The 26,416-nt window shown below is 39.6% G+C and carries 15 protein-coding genes and 2 riboswitches; of the genes, 4 read left to right on the top strand and 11 right to left on the bottom strand.

Annotation, left to right across the window (positions count from 1 at the left end):
• The first annotated feature begins 176 nt into the window (after positions 1–176).
• Positions 177–518: a winged helix-turn-helix transcriptional regulator gene (locus ACVBAX_RS17150; protein WP_430777056.1), complete on the top strand. Its 342-nt coding sequence runs from the start codon at positions 177–179 to the stop codon at positions 516–518.
• Between the two features lie 47 nt (positions 519–565).
• Here the strand turns inward: ACVBAX_RS17150 and ACVBAX_RS17145 are convergent, their stop codons facing one another.
• A complete protein-coding gene (locus ACVBAX_RS17145; protein WP_447118104.1) occupies positions 566–1,249 on the bottom strand; it encodes a helix-turn-helix domain-containing protein in 684 nt (227 codons plus the stop codon).
• 281 nt (positions 1,250–1,530) lie between these two features.
• Positions 1,531–4,989: a glycoside hydrolase family 3 C-terminal domain-containing protein gene (locus ACVBAX_RS17140; protein WP_447118103.1), complete on the bottom strand. Its 3,459-nt coding sequence runs from the start codon at positions 4,987–4,989 to the stop codon at positions 1,531–1,533.
• A gap of 255 nt (positions 4,990–5,244) precedes the next feature.
• Here ACVBAX_RS17140 and ACVBAX_RS17135 point away from each other — a divergent pair, with 255 nt between their 5' ends.
• Both ACVBAX_RS17135 and ACVBAX_RS17130 read left to right on the top strand, forming a co-directional pair.
• The gene (locus ACVBAX_RS17135; protein WP_447118102.1) at positions 5,245–6,405 is read left to right on the top strand and encodes an MFS transporter; all 1,161 of its coding nucleotides are present in this window, start codon (positions 5,245–5,247) and stop codon (positions 6,403–6,405) included.
• A 1,066-nt stretch (positions 6,406–7,471) separates the two neighbouring features.
• Positions 7,472–9,853 carry a beta-glucosidase gene (locus ACVBAX_RS17130; protein ID WP_447118101.1) on the top strand — a complete coding sequence of 794 codons (2,382 nt, stop codon included), beginning with the start codon at positions 7,472–7,474 and terminating at the stop codon, positions 9,851–9,853.
• 44 nt (positions 9,854–9,897) lie between these two features.
• Here the strand turns inward: ACVBAX_RS17130 and ACVBAX_RS17125 are convergent, their stop codons facing one another.
• From ACVBAX_RS17125 to ACVBAX_RS17090, 8 genes are all read right to left on the bottom strand, one after another.
• Positions 9,898–10,794, bottom strand: coding sequence for a carbohydrate kinase family protein (locus tag ACVBAX_RS17125; RefSeq protein WP_447118100.1), 897 nt, complete (start codon positions 10,792–10,794; stop codon positions 9,898–9,900).
• Between the two features lie 64 nt (positions 10,795–10,858).
• Positions 10,859–13,051 (bottom strand): sensor domain-containing protein, encoded by a 2,193-nt coding sequence (locus tag ACVBAX_RS17120; RefSeq protein WP_447118099.1) that lies wholly within the window; start codon positions 13,049–13,051, stop codon positions 10,859–10,861.
• Positions 13,052–13,195: 144 nt separating this feature from the next.
• On the bottom strand, positions 13,196–14,941 hold the full coding sequence (gene atzF, locus ACVBAX_RS17115; RefSeq protein ID WP_447118098.1) for an allophanate hydrolase: 1,746 nt from the start codon (positions 14,939–14,941) through the stop codon (positions 13,196–13,198).
• Positions 14,901–18,545, bottom strand: a complete 3,645-nt coding sequence (gene uca, locus ACVBAX_RS17110) for an urea carboxylase (protein ID WP_447118097.1) — start codon at positions 18,543–18,545, stop codon at positions 14,901–14,903. The genes atzF and uca overlap by 41 nt, the downstream gene beginning before the upstream one ends.
• A gap of 20 nt (positions 18,546–18,565) precedes the next feature.
• Entirely contained in the window at positions 18,566–19,216 is a 651-nt protein-coding gene (locus ACVBAX_RS17105) for an urea amidolyase associated protein UAAP2 (protein WP_447118096.1), read from the bottom strand.
• Positions 19,216–19,944 carry an urea amidolyase associated protein UAAP1 gene (locus ACVBAX_RS17100; protein WP_447118095.1) on the bottom strand — a complete coding sequence of 243 codons (729 nt, stop codon included), beginning with the start codon at positions 19,942–19,944 and terminating at the stop codon, positions 19,216–19,218. Before ACVBAX_RS17100 ends, ACVBAX_RS17105 begins: the two co-directional genes overlap by 1 nt.
• Before the next feature lie 50 nt (positions 19,945–19,994).
• A riboswitch (guanidine-I (ykkC/yxkD leader) is annotated at positions 19,995–20,089 on the bottom strand.
• An 83-nt stretch (positions 20,090–20,172) separates the two neighbouring features.
• Positions 20,173–21,540: an APC family permease gene (locus tag ACVBAX_RS17095; protein WP_447118094.1), complete on the bottom strand. Its 1,368-nt coding sequence runs from the start codon at positions 21,538–21,540 to the stop codon at positions 20,173–20,175.
• Positions 21,541–21,610: 70 nt separating this feature from the next.
• Positions 21,611–21,705, bottom strand: a riboswitch (guanidine-I (ykkC/yxkD leader).
• Positions 21,706–21,851: 146 nt separating this feature from the next.
• Complete coding sequence (locus ACVBAX_RS17090) at positions 21,852–22,844, bottom strand: hypothetical protein (RefSeq protein ID WP_447118093.1); 993 nt, start codon at positions 22,842–22,844, stop codon at positions 21,852–21,854.
• 191 nt (positions 22,845–23,035) lie between these two features.
• Here ACVBAX_RS17090 and ACVBAX_RS17085 point away from each other — a divergent pair, with 191 nt between their 5' ends.
• Positions 23,036–24,730 carry a transglutaminase domain-containing protein gene (locus ACVBAX_RS17085; RefSeq protein WP_447118092.1) on the top strand — a complete coding sequence of 565 codons (1,695 nt, stop codon included), beginning with the start codon at positions 23,036–23,038 and terminating at the stop codon, positions 24,728–24,730.
• Positions 24,731–25,104: 374 nt separating this feature from the next.
• Here ACVBAX_RS17085 and ACVBAX_RS17080 read toward each other — a convergent pair whose 3' ends face one another.
• Positions 25,105–26,313 carry a glycosyltransferase family 4 protein gene (locus ACVBAX_RS17080; RefSeq protein WP_447118091.1) on the bottom strand — a complete coding sequence of 403 codons (1,209 nt, stop codon included), beginning with the start codon at positions 26,311–26,313 and terminating at the stop codon, positions 25,105–25,107.
• Positions 26,314–26,416 lie beyond the last annotated feature (103 nt).

Raw genomic sequence — 26,416 nt, 5'->3', positions numbered from 1 at the left:
TTATTGACTTCTCTGCCAGGCTAGTAAAACTAATTACCTAACTATAATTATTATAATCAGAGTCAAATGATTGTTAAGTACGCACTTAAAAGTGGTATAGTATCAAAATGTATACTATCACTTTAGCAATCACCTTCACATAGCCAGTTAATTTTTATCTAAAGGAGGAATTGAGATTGGAAATAAAGCCTGAATTATGTCGTGTCGACGATGCTTTAGGAATTTTAACGGGGAAATGGAAACCCATTATCTTATTACATCTTTTAACAAAAGGAACTCAACGATTTAGCGAGTTAAAGAGAAATATGCCTGGAATCACCCAGAAGATGCTAACTAATCAGTTACGGGATTTAGAAGAGGAAGACATTGTGCAACGTGTCGTTTATCCACAGGTTCCGCCAAAGGTGGAGTACTCCATAACGGATTATGGGAAAAGCTTAGAGCCCATATTAAGAGCCATGCATGATTGGGGTACGAAACACAATTTGCATAAACAACAAAAAATGGTTAATGAATAATATTTTTTTAGAGCTGTTACTATTGATCAGCTCTATTTATCTAGTTACTAGGCTTGTGATTGTCTATCTCGATACTTGCCGGGTGTCATTCCAACATGTTTTTTAAATAACACAGAGAAGTGGCGATAATTATAATAACCCACTTTTTCACTAACTTCGTTTACTTTTGCTCCATTCTTTAGCAATTTCTTTGCCTGTTCAATCCTCAATTTTGTGACGTACTTTATGTAGGACTCTCCCATTTGTTCCTTAAATAACACACTAAAATAAGTGCTACTCATGTTAGAATGCTCAGCCACTTCTTGAAGGCTAAGTTCTGTCTCGTAATTCAAATGAATAAAACGAAGGGCACGCTCAATGGCGATATGTTTAGGCTTAATCTGGTTGTTCTTTACCCATTGAAAAATTTGATGCATCTGCTGTTGAAACCAATAGCATAGCTCTATCGTGGAGTGTAGATTGGCAACTTCCTGATGTGGCAAATATCCTTTATTCCAAAGACTTTCTTTAGCTACTTCCATACTTAGGTAAATAAGTCTTAGCATCTTCCCTTTTACTACTTCTGGGTCTAATTTCCGCTCTATCATGGAACAATTAAATTCCTCTATTTTTTGTAGAAACGCTTCACGATCAAGCATGCGGAGACTAAGTAAAAGTGACTGTTTTCTTTGAGTAAGTTCCTTTTCTGTCAATGCCTTACACTCAAGTTCAAAAATGGAAGCCTTAACCATTACATTCTTCAACTCCTTATCCATTAAATATTTACAGAGATTGAATATATACGGGTTAAATAGATTTCTAGATAGTCAAGTTTACGTTGGAGGACATCTACTAGATTGTTTATTGAAGAAGAACAGAAGGAGATAAAATTCACTTTTTAAGTACTTTCATTTTACTAAGTTTTTCAATATTTTGAAAACGCTATCTTTTTGGTTGATGTCTGCTTTTTTTAGGTCATACTAAAAAAAGACCACAACCGTCTAATCGACTGGTTGTGATCCCTTCTTGTGATTTATTTCTTTTTGGGTTTACCACCTTCAAAAGATAAACTATCAATTCGAAGATCTGGTGAATGGAATACGACATATACCGTGTTTTGACCCTTCGGCAATTTTCCTTCTAGATCAACAGTCACATCTGTATATCCCAACTCGTTTACGGTCACCCCTGCATTCTCGATGGTGTATGTGTTCTTTTCTGTTTTCGGTACTTCAATTTCAGCAAAAGGTTCGCTAGTAACAGAACCTGAATGCAAAGTAATTTTTCCTCCTGTCACATTGGAAGCAAGACTAGCCGTTACTTGTTTTGAACCTGTTAGTACTACTTTTGGTAGAGCTACCCATGAACCATTTTGTTTCGATCGAACAGCATGATATTCTCCAACAACCTTTTCTGCTTTTAAACTTTCGGCTGTTCTTGCTTTGGAGACTTCATGATAAACAACTTCATTTGATGCAAAAGAGTGGTCGAACACATTAAATGGCTTATTGGTTGGTAAAGCCGCAAGTGACTCTCCATCAATGGCAATGGTACTTTCTGCTTTAACATCTTCAGAAGAAGATCCTATCATCAATACATAGTTTCCTTCCTCTACAAGGAAATCCCCGGCATTTACATCCCAAACAGCTAAATCTTTTGGATCGACCTTGAGTGTAACTTTCTTTGTCTCACCAGCTTGTAAGGATACCTTCTCAAAAGCCACGAGTTGCTTTTGAGGGGCATATTCCCCATAAGCAGATTTATTATTTTTTCCGTATAGCTGAACGACTTCAGAAGTATTTACCGTTCCTTCATTCTTCACTTGAACTGTTACTTCAAAAGGAGAACCCTCAGAAGCCATCTTTGGTGCTTTAAAGTCACTATACGTAAAGTTACTATAAGATAGGCCGTAACCAAATGGGTATGTGACAGGAGCCTTTGTATACATGTAGGTTAATTCTTGTTCAATTGGATCGGCATTTGTCATATCCAACGTAAATCTTGGATCAATGTCATCCAATGCAATAGTTGTATTTCCTTCAGGAATAGAATACTTACTGATTTCTGGGAATGTAGACATATCTGCATACCATGTTGAAGAAAGTCGTCCCGTTGGAGCATAGTCCCCATATAATACTTGAGCTAATGCATGTGAATCGTACTGACCTCCATATGGTTGATAAACAATGGCTGAAACGTTCGGGTTATTTTGAATTGGCTCCATTCCGACCGGGAAGCTAGATTTTACAACCACAACTGTCTTTTTCCCTTCCGCAGCGAAAGCAGCCGATACTTTTTCAACCAATTCGTAATCTGCCTCTCCCATATTTAAGTCAGAGCGATCATTGCCTTCCCCCGCACTATGACGTGGAATAGCTCCTACAAATACAACAGCATAGTCATCCGTTTTCGCACGATTGACCGCTTCAACTCCTACTTCTTTTACGACTGTTTGTTCAAATTTCACATCATCATTTCGATTGGTTACATTTTCAGCATTTCCAATCGTTGATGCCGCAGTCTTCAATTTTCCATCAGATCCAGTGGTAATCACTCGTCCGTTGGAATAATACCAATTCGTGAAATCACCTGAGAATCCAGTTCTGTATCCACTCGCCACAAGGGAAACCGTCTGATCTGCATTTTCCTCCACTCGGATGGTTGGTGGAATCGCACTTGTATTTCCTAACATTTGGGCAAGATCCCAGTCATTATTGGTTAAGTTTAATGCCGTTGCATTTGAATTTTCAACAGATGCATTAGCAGCAGTAGGTGATGTCACCCATTTTCCGTTTAATACTGAACGTAAGCTATACCCTTTTTGTCCCCAATCATACACTTCAAATAAATGCGCAGGGTTATTCACATCTAATGGTTCAGTTGTAGTTACAAGCTGAGAACCCTTTGTTACATCTGCTGCATTTTCATCCGCTGTAACCGTTTGATTATTCAGCTTTGATTTTAATGCAACCACTTCTATCGCCGGGTCGTAGGAAACATTATTGGAACCATTCGCCTTGATAATGGCTAATAGTGGTGAGATTCCAGAGTTGTCTATATTCGGTGTCGTTCTTGCTGAGTATGTGGTTTTAAACCTTGAATCTGCATACACTCCAGAAACGGACGCCTTCTTATTTTTCTCTAATGGGAGTGCCCCATCATTCTTTAGAAGGACGATACTTTCTTGAGCAGCCCTTAATGCAACATCTTGATGTTCAGGATCACTATATGTAGCTAGTTTTTCCCTAACATCTTTCGCCTCTTGAGCAAACGGATAGTTCTTAGGAATTCCGTTCTCATCTACTTCATTAAATATACCCACTCGAACCATTTGATTCACATGCGGACGAGCTGCATCAATTAAATCCTCTTTTGTCACACCGTATTTCCCTGCTTCAACTGCGTCAACTACAGCTGCCACATCGTCTAATGCATTTTGAGGATTTGGTCCAGGACGTCCGGCGTTCGCATCAGCTAAAATCATTAAGATGGTTGCAGTCGTTCGATCCGTTGCATATTGCGTATCATAACCATTGCCTTGCGCATTTGCTCCAAAAACGTGGGCATCTCCATTAAAATCTGGAGAGCTGTAAACACCGTATTTAGAATGATTATTCGCATGAATTTGGTAAGGTGAAAGAATATTCGGAATTCCGTTCGTACGTCCAAATGAAGTCATGACCCCTGCAACAGAACCAGAGCTTAGTGCTTTCAAAGGACTTTTTGTCTGATATTCGAAAATAGATCTTGCACCAGCACTATTATTAGCTGTTTGACGGAACCATTGTGCATTATAAACGGAGTAATGCTTCGTCCCAACAGCGGCACGCATCCAAAATCCATCTTCACTCTTTTCCTGATCTGTCCCACTAAGACCTGCTGCCATATTATCAATCATCGTAGAAGCCATGTGAACATCTTCAGAAAACCCTTCGTCAAATCGACCGCTTAACGGATTAATTCGCATATCGCTCACAACCGTAAAGGCAACAGTCGCAGAAGGATCTGTTCCACCGTGTATATTCGACTCCCCTTGCTTCACTTTTAATGTACTAATTTTTTCACTTCCTACTACTTTACCAATATCCGTAAGAAGTTCTTTATTCCAAGTTTGCCCCATTCCTACCAACGCAGGGAAATCCGTTGAAACACCTTGAACATTATCTGCAGCTGATAGAGCACCAGGAATCACCTTGCCTTTATTGGCTCCACGCTGTAAAGTGTAATGGTTTCTTGAACCAGTTGCATAGACGGCCGGTCCTTCTAGACCTGTATATTCAAAATAAGCATCCACATATTCATCTAGATGGTCAGGGACACCATCAAACAATGGCATTCCATCAAATACACCACCAACCTGATTTTTAAATATGATTTTCTCTTCTGCTTTTTTCTCTGGAGCTTTGAATCCAACGAGACTCGCGGTTAGCGAAGTAACAAGCAATACGGACAGTGATTTTCTCCCTATTCTAGAAAGACGGGATTTTTTCAACACAGCACTTCCTTTCAATTTTTTTAAGCGCTTTCAATTATAGAGGGACCGGTCTCCTATAAAATTATCTTACTCCCTATCTACCATTCAGCGATAGAGAGCTATTTTTACGATTGTGTACACATTTTTAAGACAGGAGTAAAGTGGATTCATTTTAATTATCATCCTTGATAGGATTTTCCTAATTTTTACTCTGTCAAATGAACCGTATACTTAGAGTATGTCTTAGACCACAGTGACGTTTTTCAGATTGAGGTGATTGGGTTGGTTGTAAGAATTGTATTTATCATTACATTAGGGTTTCAGACGATTATTAATATGACAAGACCTGTCATCACGTTATATGCCTCAGAGCTTGGAGCTTCTCCTCTTGAAATAGGTATCCTTACGGCCGCCTTTGCCTTATTTCCGCTCATTTTTGCAATTCAAGCCGGTAAATTAGCGGATAAACTTGGAGATCGCATTCCTGTTTTTATCGGGTTGTTTTCCATTATTGTGGGGATGGCTATTCCATTTTCTTTCCCAAGCATGTGGGCCTTGTTTGTGAGCCAGTTTTTTGTAGGAATTGGAAGTGTATTTATCCCTGTTTCCTTACAAAATGTTCTTGGAAATAGTGCAACTAAGGAGAATCGTGACCACTACTTTAGTATGCTTGGCATGGCAGTTGCAACCGGTGCATTAATCGGGCCTATCATCGGTGGATTTGTTACGGAGCATATTTCATATTCGTTTTCTTTTCTTCTTTCCATTCTTATTGGAATCGTACCAGTGATTTTTACTTTTTTCCTGCCAGTCATGAAAAGGCAAGGTTCTGCTAATCATTATGGAATGCTTTCTTCTATTAAGCTATTACAAAATCCACTATTACAAAAAGCCTTATTTTCAAGTGCCCTAGTATTGTACTCAAGAGATATTTTTGTTGCCTATTTTCCTTTGTATGCGAAAAGCTTCCATATGTCTGACTCTACTATTGGAATCATTATAGCTGTCCAAGGATTAGCGATGATTGTTGTAAGGGTGTTTCTACCAAAATTAATTGAAGTAATCGGTAGAGACAGGGTTCTTCTTACTTCTATCATTGTTGCTGGAATCTCCTTTCTGCTAATGCCTTTTTCAGAGAATGTGATTTTTATGGGCATTTTGAGCTCCCTTATGGGGTTGGGCTTGGGTTGTGGTCAACCTCTCTCCATGACAACGACGTATAATGCTTCTCCTAAGTCAAGGACCGGAGAAGTTCTCGGCCTACGCCTAACCACGAATCGCTTATCACAGCTGATTGCCCCTCTTTTATTTGGGGTGATCGGTGCCTCGGTTGGAATTATGTCTGTGTTTTTGGTTAGTGGGGTTTTCTTAGTTTCGGGGACCTTTTGGATTCGGCCGGAGAAAGTAAATTTATCAGAGGTAAAAGAAAATTAAATAGAAATAGGCAGACACTGTATTGTTAAAGAGTTCCGTTTTGAAGTGCTTTTCTTAAAATACGTACGAAATGACAGAATGGTATCTAATATTTACGAGGCAGATCATAATTGGTGAGTTTCTTTATTATGAATAAAAAACCAAAATTTATTTAAAAGTTCACTTACCTGTGATACGGTTCACCGTATTGCATCAAAATGAAGTTTTTCGTGGATTTTTAGATTACACTCACACCTTTATAAAGTAAGATGTTTTGTCCTTAATCAAGTAACTAGCAAAAGTAAAAATAAGCGGAGAATTTCCGGCTAGTTGCAGAATGGAGCCTCGTTTAGGGGTAAATAAGGGGAGTTTTTCCGCTTAAGCAAAGCAAAATCTCCTATTTTCGTATTTTTCGAGCCAATAGGCGGAATTTCTCCATCTATTTAAGTCTTTTTTTAAAAGAATTTCTAATTAAGCGGAATTTCTCCGTCTATTGATCAGCTCGAATGCTTAATCTGATCCCCAACCGATAAGTGCGGACCCTCTTGAACCCAGATGTGGAAAACACCAACTTTTTATCGACCGCTTATCAAGATCAATAAAATCGGTACTCAAAACGACACTGTAAATGACATAAGTTTTGACCCTCTTTTTAAAAGTACAATACTTATTGTCCGTCTTAATAATGAGTCAATTGCACGTCAAAGTTAATAGGATTTTGTAGAAACGCTAATAAATATAGGAAAGACGTATGCCAATTCATACGTCCTTTCTCGTGAATTTTAATAAGAAAGTACCCGAAAACGGAACCCTTTACTGTAGTGCTCTGCTTATTTTTCATTTACTTGAAACTCTAAAAAAACTCCCCATATTTTCTTAGTTACTGGTAAAAATAAGACGATGCCTCTGTCGATTAAAAGTGAATGTTGTCGTATGGCTATTTTCAGTAGTTTTTGCCTTGAAAAATTACTAGTAATACTAAAATAATCCTTTTTAAAATCTCTGAAAATTCACACTTCAATTGGTAAAATTATTTGTGGAAGCGTTACCAAAAAAATATTTAACTTAATTTTATGGGGGATAAAAGATGTTAAAAAAGATGAGGAAACGAAGAAGACAATTAACTTCCATTGCACTAGCAACAGGTATTGCTTTATCCGGATTAAGTTTTCAAACAGGCGTATTTGCTGCAGAACAAGGAGCTCCGAAGACAGAACAAATAAACCAAAATGAAGTGCCACAATTAGTAGACAAAGCCTCCATTGATGCTGTTATCGCCGCTATGACAGTAGAGGAAAAAGCAAAACTCGTAGTTGGTGTGGGCATGCCTGGAATGACGATCCCTAAACTTCCTGTTCAAGGTGCGGTCGGAGGAACACCTGCGATTGAAAGATTAGGAATTCCTGCTATGTATTATGCAGATGGGCCGGCTGGGTTGAGAATTAGCCCTACTCGTCCTGGAGAGTCAAAAACGTATTATACTACTGCCTTTCCAATTGCTACCTCGTTGGCATCGACCTGGGATACTAATGTGGTGAATAAGGTTGGGCAAGCTCAAGGGAATGAAGTAAAGGAATATGGTGTCGATGTCTTGCTAGCACCTGCTCTAAACCTTCACCGTAACATATTAACCGGAAGAAACTTTGAATATTTTTCTGAGGATCCGTTGATTTCAGGTAAGATGACTGCCGCTTTGGTAAATGGTGTCCAGTCTAATGGTGTTGGCGCTACTATCAAACACTATGCAGCCAATAATCAGGAAACCAATCGTTTTACCATTGATACGATCGTTTCTGAAAGAGCTCTAAGAGAATTATATTTGAAAGGCTTTGAGATTGCCGTAAAGGAATCTCATCCGAAAGCGGTCATGAGTTCTTATAATCTGCTAAATGGTACACCCGCATCTCAAAATGAAGAATTGCTGACAACAGTCTTAAGAGGAGATTGGGGCTACGATGGCTATGTGATGACTGACTGGTTTGCTGGAACAGATCCGGTTGCCCAAATGAGAGCAGGAAATGATCAGATTATGCCTGGTTTCCCTCAAAGCACAGAACGAATCGCAAATGCGGTTAAAAACGGAAGCTTAGACGAAAAGTTATTGGATCGAAATGTGAAGAATATCTTAAATTTCGTCGTAGAATCTCCTAGCTTTAAAAACTATAACCATTCTGACAATCCAGACCTCCAAGCTCATGCCCTAGTTGCTCGTCAAGCTGCGGCGGATGGAATGGTTCTATTAAAGAATCAAGAGGCTCTACCACTTAAGAAAGAAAACAAAGTGGCGTTATTTGGTACCGCACAGATTGAAACGGTGAAAGGTGGAACAGGTAGTGGAGATGTAAACGCAGCCTATACCGTGTCTATTGTAGACGGATTGAAACATGCAGGATATTCACTCCATGAAGACCTTGTGAATCAATATAGCAACTACATTAGTGAGTTAAGACAAATGGAACAATACAAAATAAAGCCAAGTCCATGGGGTGAGGACTTTGGAAAAGAAATACCAGTCATTCCTGAGATGGTGTTAGATACGAACCAGATTAAAACAATCGAGGATGAATCAGATATTGGGGTCATTGTGATTGGAAGAAATTCTGGCGAAGGTGTGGATCGTCAAAATGTAAAAGGTGATTACCTTCTAACAGATACGGAAAAAGCGATGATTCAAAACGTCTCAAAAGCATATCATGATGCTGGAAAGAAAGTGGCAGTTGTCCTGAATATTGGTGGCCCTGTTGAAATAGCAAGTTGGAGAGATCAAGTAGATTCCATCCTTCTAGCATGGCAACCAGGACAGGAAGCAGGAGATGCGGTAGCCGACGTATTAACTGGAGCGGTGAATCCTTCTGGAAAGCTCGCAACCACCTTCCCTGTAAAATATGAGGATGTACCTTCATCTGAAAACTTCCCTGGTACACCAGCAGAGAACCCTACTCAGGTTGTCTATGAAGAAGACATTTATGTTGGTTATCGCTATTACTCAACCTTTGATGTGAAACCTGCCTATGAATTTGGATATGGATTGTCTTATACAAGCTTTGATTACAGCAATATTCGAGTGAATCAGGCAGGTAAATTCAATGATCAAATTACCGTATTTGCTAATATAAAGAATACAGGGAAAGTCTCTGGTAAAGAAGCGGTTCAAGTATATGTTTCGGCTCCAGATGGAAAGCTTGAAAAACCTGAAATTGAATTAAAGGCATTTGGAAAAACAAAAGAATTAAAGCCAAATCAAACTGAACTATTAAAGTTTGATTTGAATGCGAAGGATCTGGCCTCCTTTGATGAAGACAAAAATCAATGGATTGTAGAGAAAGGTAAATATACTGTAAAGATTGGAGCTTCATCAGAAAATATTAAAGGCACCGCTACCTTCACAGTTACCAAAGATATCATTGTAGAAGAAGTGAGTAATTCGTTAGAGCCAGAGGTTGAAATTGATAGACTCAGTAAAAAATAAGATACAAACGCCAATATCGAAACTGGATATTGGCGTTTTTTATGCTATAGTGATCCAAATTGGGTTGCTGACTTAGCACCTGCTAGGTTTGCAAAGCTTGTAAACTCCTCTAATAAAGCTTTGTTTTCAGGTACTCCATTGTCATGAATCCGAGATAAAAGAGCTGCCATAAAAGCATCACCTGCACCCGTCGTATCAACCGCTTTAACTTGGATACCCGGAACGTTCACCTGAATCCCTTTATAACTCGCAAAAGCTCCGTCCTTTCCTCTTGTAATAAAAAGAAAAGGAATATTCAGGTTTGATATTCTTTCTAGTCCTTGCTCAAATTTCTCCGATTTTGTTAAAAACAATAATTCATCCTCTGCCATTTTTACGATATCCGCCTTTTTTACATAGGCGAGAATCACTTCCCTGCATTGCTCTTCACTTTCCCAGCGTTTCAAACGAATATTGGTGTCAAATGCTACCAGCAAATCCCCTTCACTAGCAAATGCGAGAGCTTGATTGGTTGTTTTTCTTGCTACTGGATGGAAAAGGGTGCCTGATCCAAAGTAGAATAGTTTACTTTGAATGAACAGCTCTTTGTCGAGTTCTTCTGCTGTCATCCAGTCATCAGGCGTTTCATTTATGTATGAATGGAAATAACGATCCCCTTGATCATTTATATGAACATATACCGAGCAAATCTTTTTAGTGGCCTCGTAAGTACAATAAGATAGATTCACTTGTGCCTTTTTCATTTGTTCTTGCACAAACACACTTGTCTCATCCATCCCAAGCTTACACAAATAATACGAAGGAATTCCTAACCTTTGAACTCCTACCGCCACATTAACAGTGGCTCCTCCTAAAAGTCGCTGATAATTTGTATTCGTCTGATCTTGGGAGATAAAATCAACAAAAGCCTCACCTAGTGAAATGATCCCTTGCTTTTTCAATCTTTTGCTCCTTTCGTCATGCACTCTAGAAAAAAATATTGCAGCCAAGGGCTGCAATATTAGTTTACACTAGCAGGGCTTCAATTTCCTCTGACCTTACGGGTTTACTAAAAATATACCCTTGCCCATGAACGCAATAGTTATTGATTAAATACTTTGCTTGATATTCTGTTTCGATTCCTTCTGCAATAACATCAAATTTTAAAGTTCTTCCCATTTCGATAATAGCTTTTACGATAGAATTAGTCCCCGTTTCCTTTTCTAAATCATCTAAAAAGGATTTATCGATTTTAATTGTATCAATTGGAAGATGTTTTAAGTAACTTAGAGAGGAGTAACCCGTACCAAAGTCATCAATAGCAATGGTAATGCCTACATTCTTTAATTGATTTAAGACACGAATAGAATTCTCAATGTCTTGCATAATCGTTTCGGTAATTTCTAACTCTAAATACTTTGGTTCTAGACTATACTCTGATAATGTGTTATCCACGAATTCAATGAAATCTTCCTCTAACAATTGCCTGACCGAAATATTAACAGCCACCGAAACTGGCTTTAGCCCTGTATCTTGCCACTTTTTATTTTGTCTAACAGCTTCTTTTAGAACCCATTTTCCAATATCAACTATGATACCTGTTTCTTCAGCTAGAGGGATAAATTCAATCGGAGAAACCATACCTAAGGTTGGATGAAACCACCGCAACAACGCTTCGGTACCTACAATTTCCTTACTTTTCAAATGAAATTTAGGTTGATAAAATAACGAGAATTGCTTTAACTCAATGGCTTTTCTTAACCCATTTTCCAACTCTAATTTCCTTAGTTTTATTTCATCAAGCTGGGAAGTATAAAATTGAAAATTATTTTTCCCATGTTCCTTCGCCAAATACATGGCTGTATCTGCATGCTTTATTAGCGTCTCCTGATCTTCACCATCTTCAGGGTAGCGACTTACTCCAATGCTAGTCGTTAAATAATAATCTTCTCCATTGATTTCAAAAGGAGTATTAAGATTTCGAAGGATACTATTTGCTATTTGCTCAATTTTTTGTATTTCATGATAAGAAAAAACCACTATAAATTCATCGCCGCTATGCCTAAATACGGAGCCTTTTTTTCCAATAATCGTATTTAACCGATTGGCAACCTCTCGTAAAATTAAATCCCCAGTAGAATGGCCTTTCGTATCATTAATTACTTTAAATCTATCTAAATCAAGAAACAAAACAGCGAATGTAGTAGAAAAGGAAGTTTCATGAACTAAATGTTCTTTTAGTTTATTTCTATTACCTAACCCTGTTAACGTATCATAATAAGCCATATGATGAATCGTTTCTTCTGCTTTTTTCCTCTCCGTAATGTCCTTACCAATGATTTGGTACACAGGTCGTCCCTCAATATTGATAGGTAATACAGAAAGTTCGACTGAAATTTCCCTTCCCTGTATGTCGGTTATAACGGTCTCATAACTTAATAAATTTTTCTCATATTGATCTAGTAACATTCTATTATTTATATCTCTAATTGTTTCGATCTTCATAAATTTTGTAATCGATTCATTACTTATCGGATGATCATCTGAAATACCCAATAGCTGATAACCTGCAAGATTTAAATAATCTAGCTTGTCATTCTTGATAATTGCAATAAAAGTCGGTGACATTTCCACCAAACTACGGTAACGTTCTTCACTTTCTCTAAGAGTCGTAATATCAAATAACACACTTGTAAAATCGATTAAGGTTCCGCACGAATCTAGTATAGGAATCCCTCTATCCTGAATCCAACGAATCTCACCATTTGGACGGCGAATACGGTACACACTAGTGACCGCTTCACCTCTCTCTATTTTTTTCTTTCTTTCCTCAAGCACAAGAGAATCCTCTTCTAGAATCGTTTCCTTCCATAGCTCTGTATTCTCGTAAAAATCTGATAAAGGATAGCCGTATAACTTTTCAATTCCAGGAGTGATCAGAAGTTTATTAGTTTTTAAATTCATGGACCAAATCGCCACGTCCAATGTTTCAAAAATGGTACTAAGCCGTTGGTTGGTCTCGTTTAAATCTGTTGTATGCCTATTGATTCTTTTTGTTAAATAAAATAATAAAATGATAATCATCACAACGAAAATATAATGAGCAACCTTAAATACATAAGAATTGTGTGGAATAAAAAACTCAATCAACTCAGAGACAATAAAAAGGAGGATAATAATGCTGATTTTTCCATACTGTCTATTCAATGTTTTATCCATAATGAGCCCCTATAGTAATCTTTTATTATATATCGGTAGAAATAGGGATATGTTTATAAAAGCTCGTGGAATAAATGAGTAACTGCTAATCTTTTCTACCACAAAAAACCCCTTGCACTTTTATGCAAAGGGTTCACATTCTTATTATTTCGGTAAATATCTCCATCCACCAAAATGAGTAATATCTTTTCCATTTCTCCCACCACTCGTTTCACAAACAAATCCAGGTACATCAGTTCCATCCTCAAGCTGCACCTTTCCCATGGCAAGCGGAGCAGGAATCAACAGGGCAAACTTCCCGAATTCCGAAATAGGCATCTCCCAAAGCTCTATTTCTATAGAAGCTCCAGCGTCATTCGTTCGAATAAGCCCTGGCTTTGCCGGTAGCGTATCAAGTTTTACAAGTTTGTAGAATGGAGCCGTTTTAGCTTCTCTTACAAAGGTTGCACGATGCAGGGTCATTTGCTTTTCCAGTGGAAAACCTCTCATATGCAAACCACAAACGGCTACTAATGTTGTAGTTTGGTTACCTTCAGTGCGATTTCCATGAAGAAATAAATCCGCCAGTCCCCTTATGATATGTTCATTTTGATGAGTGGAAAATAGGGTAATGCCAAAAGGTAGATTTTTAGCTGCATCCTCTGTCGGAATATTAATTGCACTAAGATCTAATAGATTGCAATGATTGGTGTACAATCCCATCGCACTATTGGTTTCAATTGGGTTTCTTCGTACTTCCTCTCTAGTCCAGGTTCCACCAGAGGTAGGCATCACGAGAACACCGTCTTTAAACTGTTGGTGAGCCCTCTGTTTAAACATCTGAAGTTTGTGCATCGCTTTAAAAACAGATGCAGCATCATATTCCGGCTTCGCCCCCGAACGCAAAACAGTCTCCGTTACAGGAAAAGCTACTCCACTATTCTCGGTAATGAAATTCCCTAGATCAGCCCAGCGTTCTGCCACCCACGGACCATCATATAAAACGCTGGCTGCTTCGGATAAATAGTCTCCATCAATGTATTCAATGGGAATATTTAGCTGTTCCAATTGTAAAATTGCCATTTCCCATGCTTTTTGATATTCAGCTGCATAGGGTCCAAAGAAGCGGTGCGGCTGTTGGACCATGTAGATTTTTTTCGGTAAAGCTTTTGGCTTACTTGCAAGCTCCCTGGACCATGGGTCTTCTTTATCAAAGCCTCTTGCGATCTCGTCAACGATTTCAACATCAGATAAAGTATGAGCAAATACCGTGACACAGTCTAGACTCGCGCAGGCTGGAACTACCCCCTTTGTTGGCCATGCACCGAGACTTGGCTTAAAGCCTAGCAATCGATTAAGCGCAGCTGGTACACGGCCAGATCCTGCTGTATCTGTTCCAAGAGCAAAGGCTACTTGACCTCTGGCAACTGATACAGCTGAACCTGAGCTTGATCCTCCACTAATCAATTCAGATTTCAGAGCGTTCTGTGTTTCACCATAAGGACTTCTAGTTCCGACAAGTCCGGTAGCAAATTGATCCAGATTTGCTTTTCCAACCGGGATGGCTCCAGCGTCGATGAACCGTTTCACTACTGTCGCATGTTCTACAGGAGTATAAGCAAACTCAGCACAACCCGCTGTTGTCGGTACACCTGCTAGGTCGATATTATCTTTAATCGCAAAGGGGATTCCCCAGAGAGGAGCTTTCTCTGGGTCCATATTTTTCAAGTTATCTAAATAAGGCTTGATGAATTCCATTGATGGTGGAGTGATCCAAATATTCATCTCTTTGTCAGCTTCACTTCGTTGGAGTATCTCTTGAATCAGCTTTTCTGGTGTTAATTCGTTAGACTTATATTTTTCTCTTAAATTATGAATGGATAGTAACTTTGGCGTGTTCATCGTTTTCATTAGATATCCCCCGCTTTTCTTTTGTAATGGAGACAAACAGTTGTCCCGCATGAACTTCATCACCTGGCGATACGTGGACAGATTGAATCACGCCATCAAATGGTGCATGTTGAGGAAATTCCATCTTCATACTTTCCTCAATCATTAATACGTCGCCTTTCTTTACAACATCTCCAGAAGAAACAAGCACTTTCCACACGCTCCCTGGCATCGTACAACGGACCGCTTCTACTCCTTGTGGCAATTCTTCTTCAACCGTTTCAGTTACCGATTGTTCCGAAATATACTCAGCAAGACCAAGCTCTTTCCAGCTCTCACGCTCTGCCTTAAATGCTGCCTCCTGCGTTTGTCGGAACTCTTCTGCACTTTCTTTAATCGAATCCAAAAACGCTAGGTACTCTCCAAGATTAAAGGTTGTCTCGGTAATGTCTACTTCAAAACGGCCTCTAAGGAAGTCTTCTCTCATGACTGTAAGCTCTTCTGTGCTGACTGGATAAAATTGAATTTGGTCAAAGAAACGAAGTAACCATGGCTTTTTCTCTGTAAAGCTCTTTGTTTCGCGAACTCGATTCCAAACTTGAACGGTACGTCCAACAAACTGGTATCCGCCTGGACCCTCCATTCCATAAATACACATATAGGCGCCACCAATTCCAACGGCATTTTCCGGTGTCCATGTTCGAGCCGGATTATACTTTGTTGTTACTAATCGATGTCTTGGATCGATTGGAGTTGCAACAGGTGCACCCAAGTAAACATCCCCAAGACCTAGGACTAAATAGCTCGCATCGAAGACCGTCTTCTTCACATCTTCTATTTGAGGTAAACCATTGACTCGTCGGATGAATTCTAAGTTACTTGGACACCAAGGAGCATCAGGACGGACATTTTTTTGATAACGATCAATGGCAAGCTGTGTAGCTGGATCGTCCCATGAAAGAGGAAGTCGAACCACACGGGACGGAACTTCAATCTCCTCTAGAGGCGGTAACTCTCGATTGATCCCTTCCATTAATGCACAAATGGTAAAGGTCGATATTTGAGATGCATCAAAATGAACTTGTAAGGAACGAATTCCTGGTGTTAAATCTAATACCGGAATATCCTTACGAGCTTGAATAGCATCCATCAATGCATGAATTTGAAAACGAAGCAAGAGATCTAGCTCCATTTCTCCATACTCGATGAGGATATGCTCATCTCCCGCTGCACGAATCGTCATAGGAAAATGACTTTCATCATTTTGAACAAGTATCGGATAACTTGGTGATAAGAGCTTCGTTTCTTCTGGCAATGTAGGAACTGAGTGATCTCCTATATTTTTTAAAAATAGTTCTTGTGATTTTCTTAGTTGTTCCGCCTCTTCTAGCGTTAAAAGTTGAAAGCGGACACGGTCACCTGCGTGAAGCTGGCCGAGTTTCCAAAATTCGGCTGATGCTGTTGTCACTGGACAAACAAACCCGCCAAGACTCGGACCATCAGGACCAAGTAAGATCGGCATATCCCCGGTTAAATCTAATGTACCTATCGCATATGCGTTGTCGTGAATATTAGAAGGATGTAACCCTGCCTCTCCTCCGTCTTCTCTAGCCCAAAGTGGAGCCGGCCCAATTAAACGGACACCTGTACGTGAGCTATTAAAATGGACTTCCCAGCTTGTTTCTGTCAACTGTGTCAAATACTCTGGTAATAAAAACTCTTCTGTACAGTGTGGACCTGGAATGACACCTATTGTCCATTCTTTTGTTAATACAGGTTGTTGAGTAATGCTAAGCTCTTTATTTGAAGGTGTAGCACAAGGATGAACTCTTAACACATCTCCTGTGCGAAGCGCACGCCCACCATGTCCGCCAAACCCTCCAAGCGTAAAGGTTGAAGCACTTCCTAAATAGAGGGCCATATCGAACCCACCTGCTACTTGTAAATAAGTGCGCATTCCTTGTGTAGCTTCACCAAATGAAAGAATTTGGCCGCGCTTGGCAGTGACCACTTTATAGGTCGGAACAGGAATATCATCCAATGTAGCTTTCATATCGGAGCCGGATAAGCAAAAAACGATATCTCCACGGAAACGGTAAGAGCCCCCTCGTAACGTTAGCTCTAACCCAGCAGCATGAGAATCATTCCCTAGCAACTGATTTCCGATTCGGAAGGAGAAAGGATCCATCGGTCCACAAGGAGGAACTCCCACATCCCAGTGCCCCACTCGTCCTGGCCAATCTTGAACAGTCGTTTGGATCCCACCATCCAGTACTTCAATAGCACATTCCGCTGGCGAAAATTCCTTTAACATTTGAGTATGCACATGTCCAGAGCGACATTCTTCTTCCTCTAACAGGGACTGCACATATTGTAAGTTGGTTGTGACACCATATAGTCTTGTATCTTGTAATGCTTGACTTAGTTGATTAATGGCTTGTTCACGAGTGTCTGCATGAACAATAATTTTGGCAAGCATAGGGTCATACAAAGAGGTAACCGTTAAGCCATCTCTTACCCACGTTTCAATCCGGGCATCCTTTGAAAATCGAACTTGATCCAACAGGCCACCGCTCGGACGAAAATCATTCAGACAGTCTTCCGCATAAATCCGAGCTTGAATACTATGCCCTTTCGGAGGGGTATACAAAGTATTTAGATCACGAAGCTCACCAGCCGCTTCACGAACCATCCACTCGACTAAATCAAGACCTAACACTTCTTCGGTCACACCGTGTTCTACCTGTAGTCTGGTATTCACTTCTAGAAAGTAAAACTTTTCCGCTTCTGGGTCATACAAATATTCCACCGTTCCTGCACTTCTATAGCCCACTTCTTCGGCTAATCGTTTAGAAGCAGCTAGCATTTCTTCACGAACAGCTGAAGATAAGCATGGAGCTGGACTTTCTTCTACCACCTTTTGATTACGACGCTGAACGGAGCAATCACGTTCTCCTAATGCGACCACTTCACCGTACTCATTTCCGAAGATTTGAACTTCCACATGGCGTGCTTTTTGAATATATTTTTCTAAAAAGACTCCTCCGTTGTTAAAATTCGTTTCAGCTAGGCGACAGACCGAATCAAAGGCATCTGTTAGGGCAGACTCATCTGCACAAACACGCATTCCAATTCCTCCACCTCCTGCTGTACTTTTAAGCATAACAGGATATCCAATTCGTTCGGCTTCAGCAACGGCGGTTTCTACTTGGGTTATTAAGGAGGTTCCCGGTAAAAGTGGAACTCCTGCTCTCATAGCTATTTCACGTGCTGAATGCTTTAAACCAAACAGCTCCATTTGCTCAGGAGTAGGACCAATAAAGGTGATTCCATGTGTTTGACATGCACGGGCGAAATCAGCATTTTCACTAAGGAACCCATATCCTGGATGAATAGCTTCCGCTCCTGACTCAAGAGCTGTTTTTAAAATGAGTTCGGCATTGAGATAGCTATCTTTTGCAGCACCTTCACCAATTAATACTGCTTCATCCGCGTGATCGACATGAAGGCTATCTTGGTCTGCTTTTGTATAAACTGCAACAGATGCAATGTTTAATTTTTTTAGCGTTCTTTCAATTCGAACCGCAATCGCTCCACGGTTGGCAATTAGTACTTTCTTGAACATGGTTGGAGCTCCTCTCTATGTTATTTATCCCAGATTAGTAGTTGAATAGGAGTTGGATTATAAGCGTTACAAGGATTATTTAATTGTGGACAGTTGCTAATAAGGACAAGTGTCCGACTGACTGCTTTCATTTCTACATAATATCCTGGGGCAGACACACCATCTTCAAACGTTAATCCACCTTCTGGAGTCACAGGAACATTCATAAAGAAGTTCACGTTTGGTGCTAGATCTCGTTTGTTAAATTGGCTTCCATACTTTGATAGTTGAAGCATAAATGTATCTCGACAGTTGTGCATCGGAAGCGTGTCATGAGCATAGCGAACGGTGTTACTTTGCGCGGAACAAGCACCACCAAGCGTATCGTGGCGTCCACATGTATCGGCAACAATCTCAACCAGTTCTTTCCCTGACTCGGAAACTAGAACTGAACCCGTCGTTAAATACACATTGCCCTGGCGTTGAATCGTATTGATTGCACTATAATGGTCGGTTGGATGATCAGCATCGTAGAATAGGGTGTCTGCTGCCTGGTTTCCCTCTATATCCACTATTCTTAACACCTGTCCTGGTTCAAGAATTTTGGTCCACCCCTCTCCAGCAGGAACGATGTAGTTATCAATTGCTTCATCTATCTGTCTTTCACTAATCTTATATTGTAAAGTGGCCATTAGTTTGTTCCTCCTTTTGTTAATAAACAATAGTCCCATGTGTTCTCAAATGCACGACGGTTTTCCGGACGATGGTTCACACAAATATCGTTCTCCTCTACAGGAGCTGCATCGGTGATCGTTATCTCGATAGGAACAGAAGGATAGTTGGAACTTGGGTCAAGCGGGTTTGGCGTGTTTGATAAAATAATAAGAACGTCCATCTCGGCTCTCAGTGTAATGGTGTCACCCTTTTTGGAATGACTTCGGGCAAAATGGAGTGAACCATCTTCCATGCAAAATACTTTTGAGAATAAATTTACAACAGGGATCAGATCTCTGTTCGTTAATCCATTTCGGAACAATTCAACTGCAAAGTTTTCTTCCCCACTTCGATACCAATCATTTCTTTGTTCTTGATATGTGGTCTTCCCATATCGTTCGTCGATCATAAGGCGTGTCGCATAGCCTGATATCGTGTCATGCCAGCCAAGAGAATCATCAATCATACTAGCTAGTACTCTTCCATTGTCACTCATCAAGACATTTCCAGTCGTTAAGTGAGCGGTATGCTGAGCCTTTAATGTATCCGGCATATTGTAGCGCTCCGATGTGTCATCTGCGTTATATAAAAGGAGAGAAAGATTGGCTCCATCTCCAAGAGCTTTAAAAGTTAGTTGTTTTCCACTTCTTATTTTTGTTGACCATTTTCCACCAGCAGGAATTATTTTCGTAAGTATCTTACTCATCATTTAGCCTCCTTTAAAATAAAAAAGGATAAAAGCCTAGGAGATCATTCATCTCCCAGGCTTTTATCCTTCCGTGTATACAGCGATTACTGTACGCTCTCTCTCGGACCTGACGTTAATAACCGGAACCCTAGAAAGCTTTTTCGTTTCCAACAGGATGTGGAAACCTGTATGTTGTTGTAATTATTATAACTGTCAGAAAAGACAGATAACAATGAAAGTGTCAGACTATCTAACAATGTTTTTCTTAATCGCTGTTTGATGGAAATTCAAAGCTATTTTACGTTCCTTAGCTTTGCTCCATTCAGTCTTCAAGAAAAGATACGTAAATCCTACAGCAACCCAGATGACTCCGGCTGTTAATGTATGCTTATCAAGCAAGGTTAACAGCCAACCGATAAAACTTGCCCCGACAAGTGGAAAAATAAGATAAAAACAAGTGTCTTTTAGTGAGCGTTTTTTCATTTTCACATAATAATGTGCAATGACTGATAAATTGACAAATATAAATGCGGTTAAAGCACCGAAACTAACAAACATGACAGCCGTATCTAGACTAATAAACACCGCAGATAATGAAATAATGGCTACCAACATGATATTGGCAAAGGGTGTTTTGTACTTAGGATGAATGCTTGTAAATATTTTTCCTGGAAGAATCGATTCCTTACCAAGTGCATATAAAAATCGGCTCACACTTGTTACGGAGGAAACACCCTGTGTAAAGGTTGCGATCATAAGAACCATAATAAAAAGAGAACTGAATAAATTGCCACCAACTAATTGAACGAGATTATAAGCTGCATTATCAGGATTGGAAAAAGTAAAGTCTGGATACGCAAGTTGAGTCAAATAAGAAATCGCTGTGTACATCGTTACCGCTATGATCACAATGAGAAAGATGGCTTTTGGTATCGTCTTTTTTGCATCGATCGTTTCTTCTGCCATCGTTGTGACTGCGTCAAAACCGAGGAAGCAAAAACAGATGAGTGCTGCACCAGAAAATACGGCACTTAAGGCAATATGTTCACCGAAGAAAGGTGTTAAAGAGAATAATGAGCTTGCACCTGTTCCACCTGCTAAAAGATCCTTTGCGACGAGAATACAAAAAATGAGAATAAATCCGATTTGAACAAGGACCGATAGTCCACTCACGCGAGCTGCCGATTTGATGCCAACGATATTAACGATAGCAAGGATGATATTCATAATGATAATCCAAACAAAAACCGGTATAGAAGGAAATTCTGTATGCATGAAGATGCCAAACGTAAGGATAGCAATAATAGGAGAGAAAATATAATCCAAAAGAAGAGCCCAACCAACAAGAAATCCTGCCATTGGGTGAACCGCCCTCTTCGTATACGTATAGGCAGAACCTGAGACCGGGTAAGCCTTAACCATTAAACTGTAACTATAAGCAGTGAAAAAGATTGCAATAAAGGCTGTTACATAGGCAGCCGCCATCATCCCACTCGATGCTTCATAAGCAACACCGTATACGGTAAAGAAAATCATCGGTGTCATCCAAGCAAGTCCCATAAACACAACTTGATGTAGCTTAAGTGATTTTACTAATCCTGTTCCTTTGTTCATTCTCTAACACCTTCTTCTTTGGATTTCGTGTTATAAAAAAACAAAAGCCCAGGAGAATTTTACAAAAAAATTCTCCCGGGCTTTTGTCCCTCCGTGTCTACAGATATACTGTACGCTCTCTCTCGGACCAGACGTTTTCCAACCGGAACCCTAGAGAGCCATTTTTGTCCTCAGTTATTCTAACGAGAACCCGTATGCTTTTATACTCTGAAGTATAGACGTGGGAAAGCAGTGGTTCAAGGAACATGTCAGATTATATAACATAGAAAAAAAGCTACCGAAGACACGGTAGCTTTCAAAGATCCATATTTTTATCCAAAACGGTAGTAAACTAATACAATCGTTGCTAGTACAAACAAGAAATTTAAAAATACAAAGATGAATTGATCTAGTTTTGTTTTATGCCATTTGATCGGTGGATTATAGAAAGATACACCTTCAATGATAAAGATGATTAAAACAATATGAATCATAAAGTGACCGATAATTTCTGTAAAACCAAACAACATCGTCGTCATAATAAAGATAACCGTAACAACAAGACCTAACACTCTATTTAAAATACCTACCACAAGTAAATAACCTACGACAAATTCAATAAATGCAGCCATCACAAGGAAAGTCGCTGGCGCAAAACCAAATGTTGGAACATGATGGTTCGCAATAATATCCATTGCCATACTTGGATACACCCATTTTTCAACGGCCACCCAGCATAGAGATAACCCTGTTCCTAAATATAAAAATGGAAATCCTACATTTTCTAGTTTTGTTTTTCCTACAAGTAAAACTCCAATAATGGCGATATAAAAGCTGTAATCAAGCATGTAGAAAATACCATGTTCGGCAGTAATATAAACAAATAATACTAAAAGAATAGCCGAACCGACCTTTGTTGCTATATGATGTGGAATCAATAAGAATCCAACACTAATCCATGCAATAATGGATACCATCTGACTTACTTGTAGTTCTGGTGCAAATAACGTTCCGTTGATAATTTGTAAAATAAGCGCGATGGCAGTCCCATATTTCAGCAGATGTCTTGAATATTTTCTGAGACTTGATAATTTGTCATCCCATACCTTAATTTGCTTCCATTCAGCAAATCTTGGAATAAGTAAGGTGAGTACCCCTAAAACAACTGCAGCAAGTAGTGCTAAAGATATAAAAAACGGCGATAATATATTTTCAATAGTTTCTTTTTGTGGCGCTATGTTTGTGAACCACTTCACATGGGCTTGTGCAAAATAAGGGGTTAAAATAGCTCCGATTAGTGTTGTAAAGAAAAAGATTTTCTTCATTGTTAGTCCTCCTTGCGATTAACACTATTAACATATTATTAATATACTTTACCGAACGATGTTTGGGTGATAGGAATATTGAACTTTTTGTGAATAATATCACAATCAATAAATAAGGAGGAAGACCCAGAAACCAAATCCACCATGATAACGTAAATACCTTTGTAAACGGTCGTTATAAAGGAGGATATATGAAAAAGAAAACACCTTTCATATGTATTATCATCAGTTTACTAAGCATTATTCTTTTTATTTCCGGATGCAGCAACTCTGAGGCAAGTCATTCTAAGGAAGCTCAAAAAGAAGAAAACACCTACGATAAGCTTGTAAAAGAAAAGAACAAAGAACTCGATCTTCAGCCCATTGAGCTAACTTCTTATAGCGAGGAAGCAGGAGTCACATTAAAAAAACCCACTTATAAAGAATTCGCCGTCAATCAAAAAGTGATGGTAGAAGGTGCGATCGAGATGTTTTCAGAGATCAAGTCTGACTATGTTTGGATCAAGGTTCGAGCTAACGAAGAGGGACCAGCTGGAATGGAGCAGGAATATTACGCACCGATTAGTGAAGGGAAGTTTAAGCAAGAGATTTCCCTTTTTAATGGAGAAGGCCAGTATGAAGTAAAAGTGCAGGTTCCTAGCTTAGATCGTGAAGACTATTATTATGAAACTGCATCATTTACGGTTCATAACGTGAACCCAGACATTGAACGTGATGTGACGTATTCTCCTTTTGGTCAAGAAGCAGAAATACTATTAAATCTTGATCACGGATATGTGACGGAAAAAGAAATTTTTGCAATAAGTGGAGATGCAGGAACATTATCCGATAACGACACCATCATGATTAAACTAACCAAAGACTCCGATTCCTGGACTCATGTATTGCCGATTGTGGATGGACAATTTTCCTTTGATGTCCCCCTTTTATATGGAAAAGGTGTGCATGAACTCGAAGTTCTAGTCCCTGATGAAGAGCGAGAAAAATATTATCAACCAGCAACAAAGATTCTCATTAATAATGATTCCGACCGAACCATGCTACCAATCGATTTTTCAAGTACTTATCTAGAACGAGGAGTCACACTCCAGTATCCACAATTTGGCGGAGTCGAATCGGATGGCCTATTTACGATTAAAGGTACGATTGACCCGAAAGCTTCATTTGGACCCGAAACCACACATATTTTTGTGACAACGAAAAAAGGTGAAGACGAAGCACTAGACGTGATTCCTGTAGAGGATTTCTCGTTTGATGATTCCTTCTATTTACGATTTGGACCGGGAACATATGAAGTCATGCTAAGCGTCCCTGAAATCAAGGAAGAGAATAGTGATCGATTTCGATATTTTGGATTTGCCAAATTTGAGGTAGAGTCAACCTCTGAAGATAAACGTGATCTGCTACCATCACGTGGGGTTGAGTCCGATGCTCCAGAAATTAAAGAGTTAGCTGGGCAGTTAACAAACGGTTTAACCACCGACAGGGAAAAAGCAGAAGCCATTTACAAATATGTGGCAAGCAACATCTCCTACGATGTTGAAAAATACGAAACGAAAAACTACAACTGGGATGATAGTGCCTTAAAAACACTTGAGTTGCGGAAGGGGATTTGTCAGGACTACGCTTACCTAACCATTGCCTTACTACGAGCAAGCAATGTAGAAGCACGATTAATTGAAGGAAATGCCTTTGGAGGATTTTGGCCGCAAAAGCATGCTTGGGTAGAAGCAAAAGTCGATGGAAATTGGCTGACCATGGATCCAACATGGGGAGCAGGTTATATTAAAGACGATGCTTTCGTCGCACAGTACACAGCAGAGTACTTTGATCCAAATCCAACAGAATTTGAAAAATCTCATAAGCGTACCGGAGTATCTTATTAACAAGCAAGCACCAGAATTTTCTGGTGCTTCTTTTCATGTAATATATCCCTTTCGGACGGGGATTCGCAGACCTCATCTATGCTATGAAGACCGTTTCCTTACAAATTATCTGGGCTAACAACCTTCATCCACTTCATGAAGACCGTTTTCTCCCATATTGCCTGGGCTAATGACCTTCATCCACTTCATGAAGACCGTTTCCTCCCATATTGCCTGGGCTAACGACCTTCATCCACTTTATGAAGACCGTTTCCTCCCATATTGCCTGGGCTAACGACCTTCATCCACTTTATGAAGACCGTTTCCTCCCATATTGCCTAAGCTAACGACCTTCATCCACTTTATGAAGACCGTTTCCTCCCATATTGCCTGAGCTAACGACCTTCATCCACTTCATGAAGACCGCCACCTTTGGATTTTAGTATCGTTCCCCGATAATTAATAATTTCCTGATGATAAATTTGTTCAACCTTCACGGCAAACGATTCTGAAGAGTAGTCACATGCGGCTTTCGTTCTTGCGTGAAGACTTAATCGACGATACACCTCTTCCTGACTCAGCATCAGGCGAAGCTTTTCATCAAACTCTTCAAAGTTCGAGTATTGCCACCCATTTACCCCATCAATAATCACATCATCTAAACAACTATCCTTCCGACAAAGGGCAGGCACTCCATTTGCTAATGCCTCAACATAAGTTAATCCTTGTGTTTCACTATTCGAAGCACTAACAAATACATCCCCCAATTGGTAATAAGCAAAAATTTCTGAGGGGGAGATCATTCCCACAAAGATCACATGATTATGAATTCCTAAAGTTTTTGCGTATTGCTCCAGGTTCTCCCGATTTGGCCCATCACCAACAATCAGTAAGGTCACATCCTTTTGCTCTATTTTTGATAGAAACAATAGAATCTCCTCGAGGTTCTTTTCCTTTGCTAAACGGCCAACTGATAAAAGTACCGGATGATGTTTAGGAATACCCATTTTCATTCGAAGAGTTTGCTTCTCCCAGTCGTCAATGGGTCTGGTTATTCTAGTTAAATTAATTCCTGTAGGAACCACCTGAATAGGTCGAGTCACTCCATATTCAAGGAGAATAGAGCGAACTTTTCCCGTAGGCGCGATCACACAATGTGTGTGGTTTAAGACTTTCCTTGTAAAAAGTGCAACCATGGCTCTGCCCCACTTTTTGTTAGGAGAAAAATAATGCGTATAGTCCTCATAAACCGTATGATATGTATGCACAATCGGAATCCACAGTTTCCTTGCTAGTTGTCGTGCCATTAAAAAGGTACTGAATTCACAGTGAGAATGAATAATATCCGGCTGCCAGTCAACCAACTCGTCAAGATATTCCGTATCTGTGCGCCAAGCAAACCTTGCTCCAGGGTACAACTTACCCGCTCCAAGTGAGCTAATATAAGTAACATGGTTCTTCTTATACGACCGTTTGGTCATAGACAACGTAAGAATTTTCACCTCATGTCCAAGTCCCCTTAGTTCTTTTTCCAAAGTCATAACAGACGTGACTACCCCATTTATAACAGGCGCATAGCACTCTGTTGTTAGTAAGATTTTCATATTTAGCCACCTTTGCTCGTTTTTTACATACGGACAAACTTGAGTCTAAATAAAATAAAAAACACCTTTCATACTATCCATCTAGTATAAAAAAGTGTTTTAA

The sequence above is a fragment of the Robertmurraya sp. GLU-23 genome (genome assembly GCF_052983275.1).
This window is presented reverse-complemented; position numbering and strand designations above follow the sequence as displayed.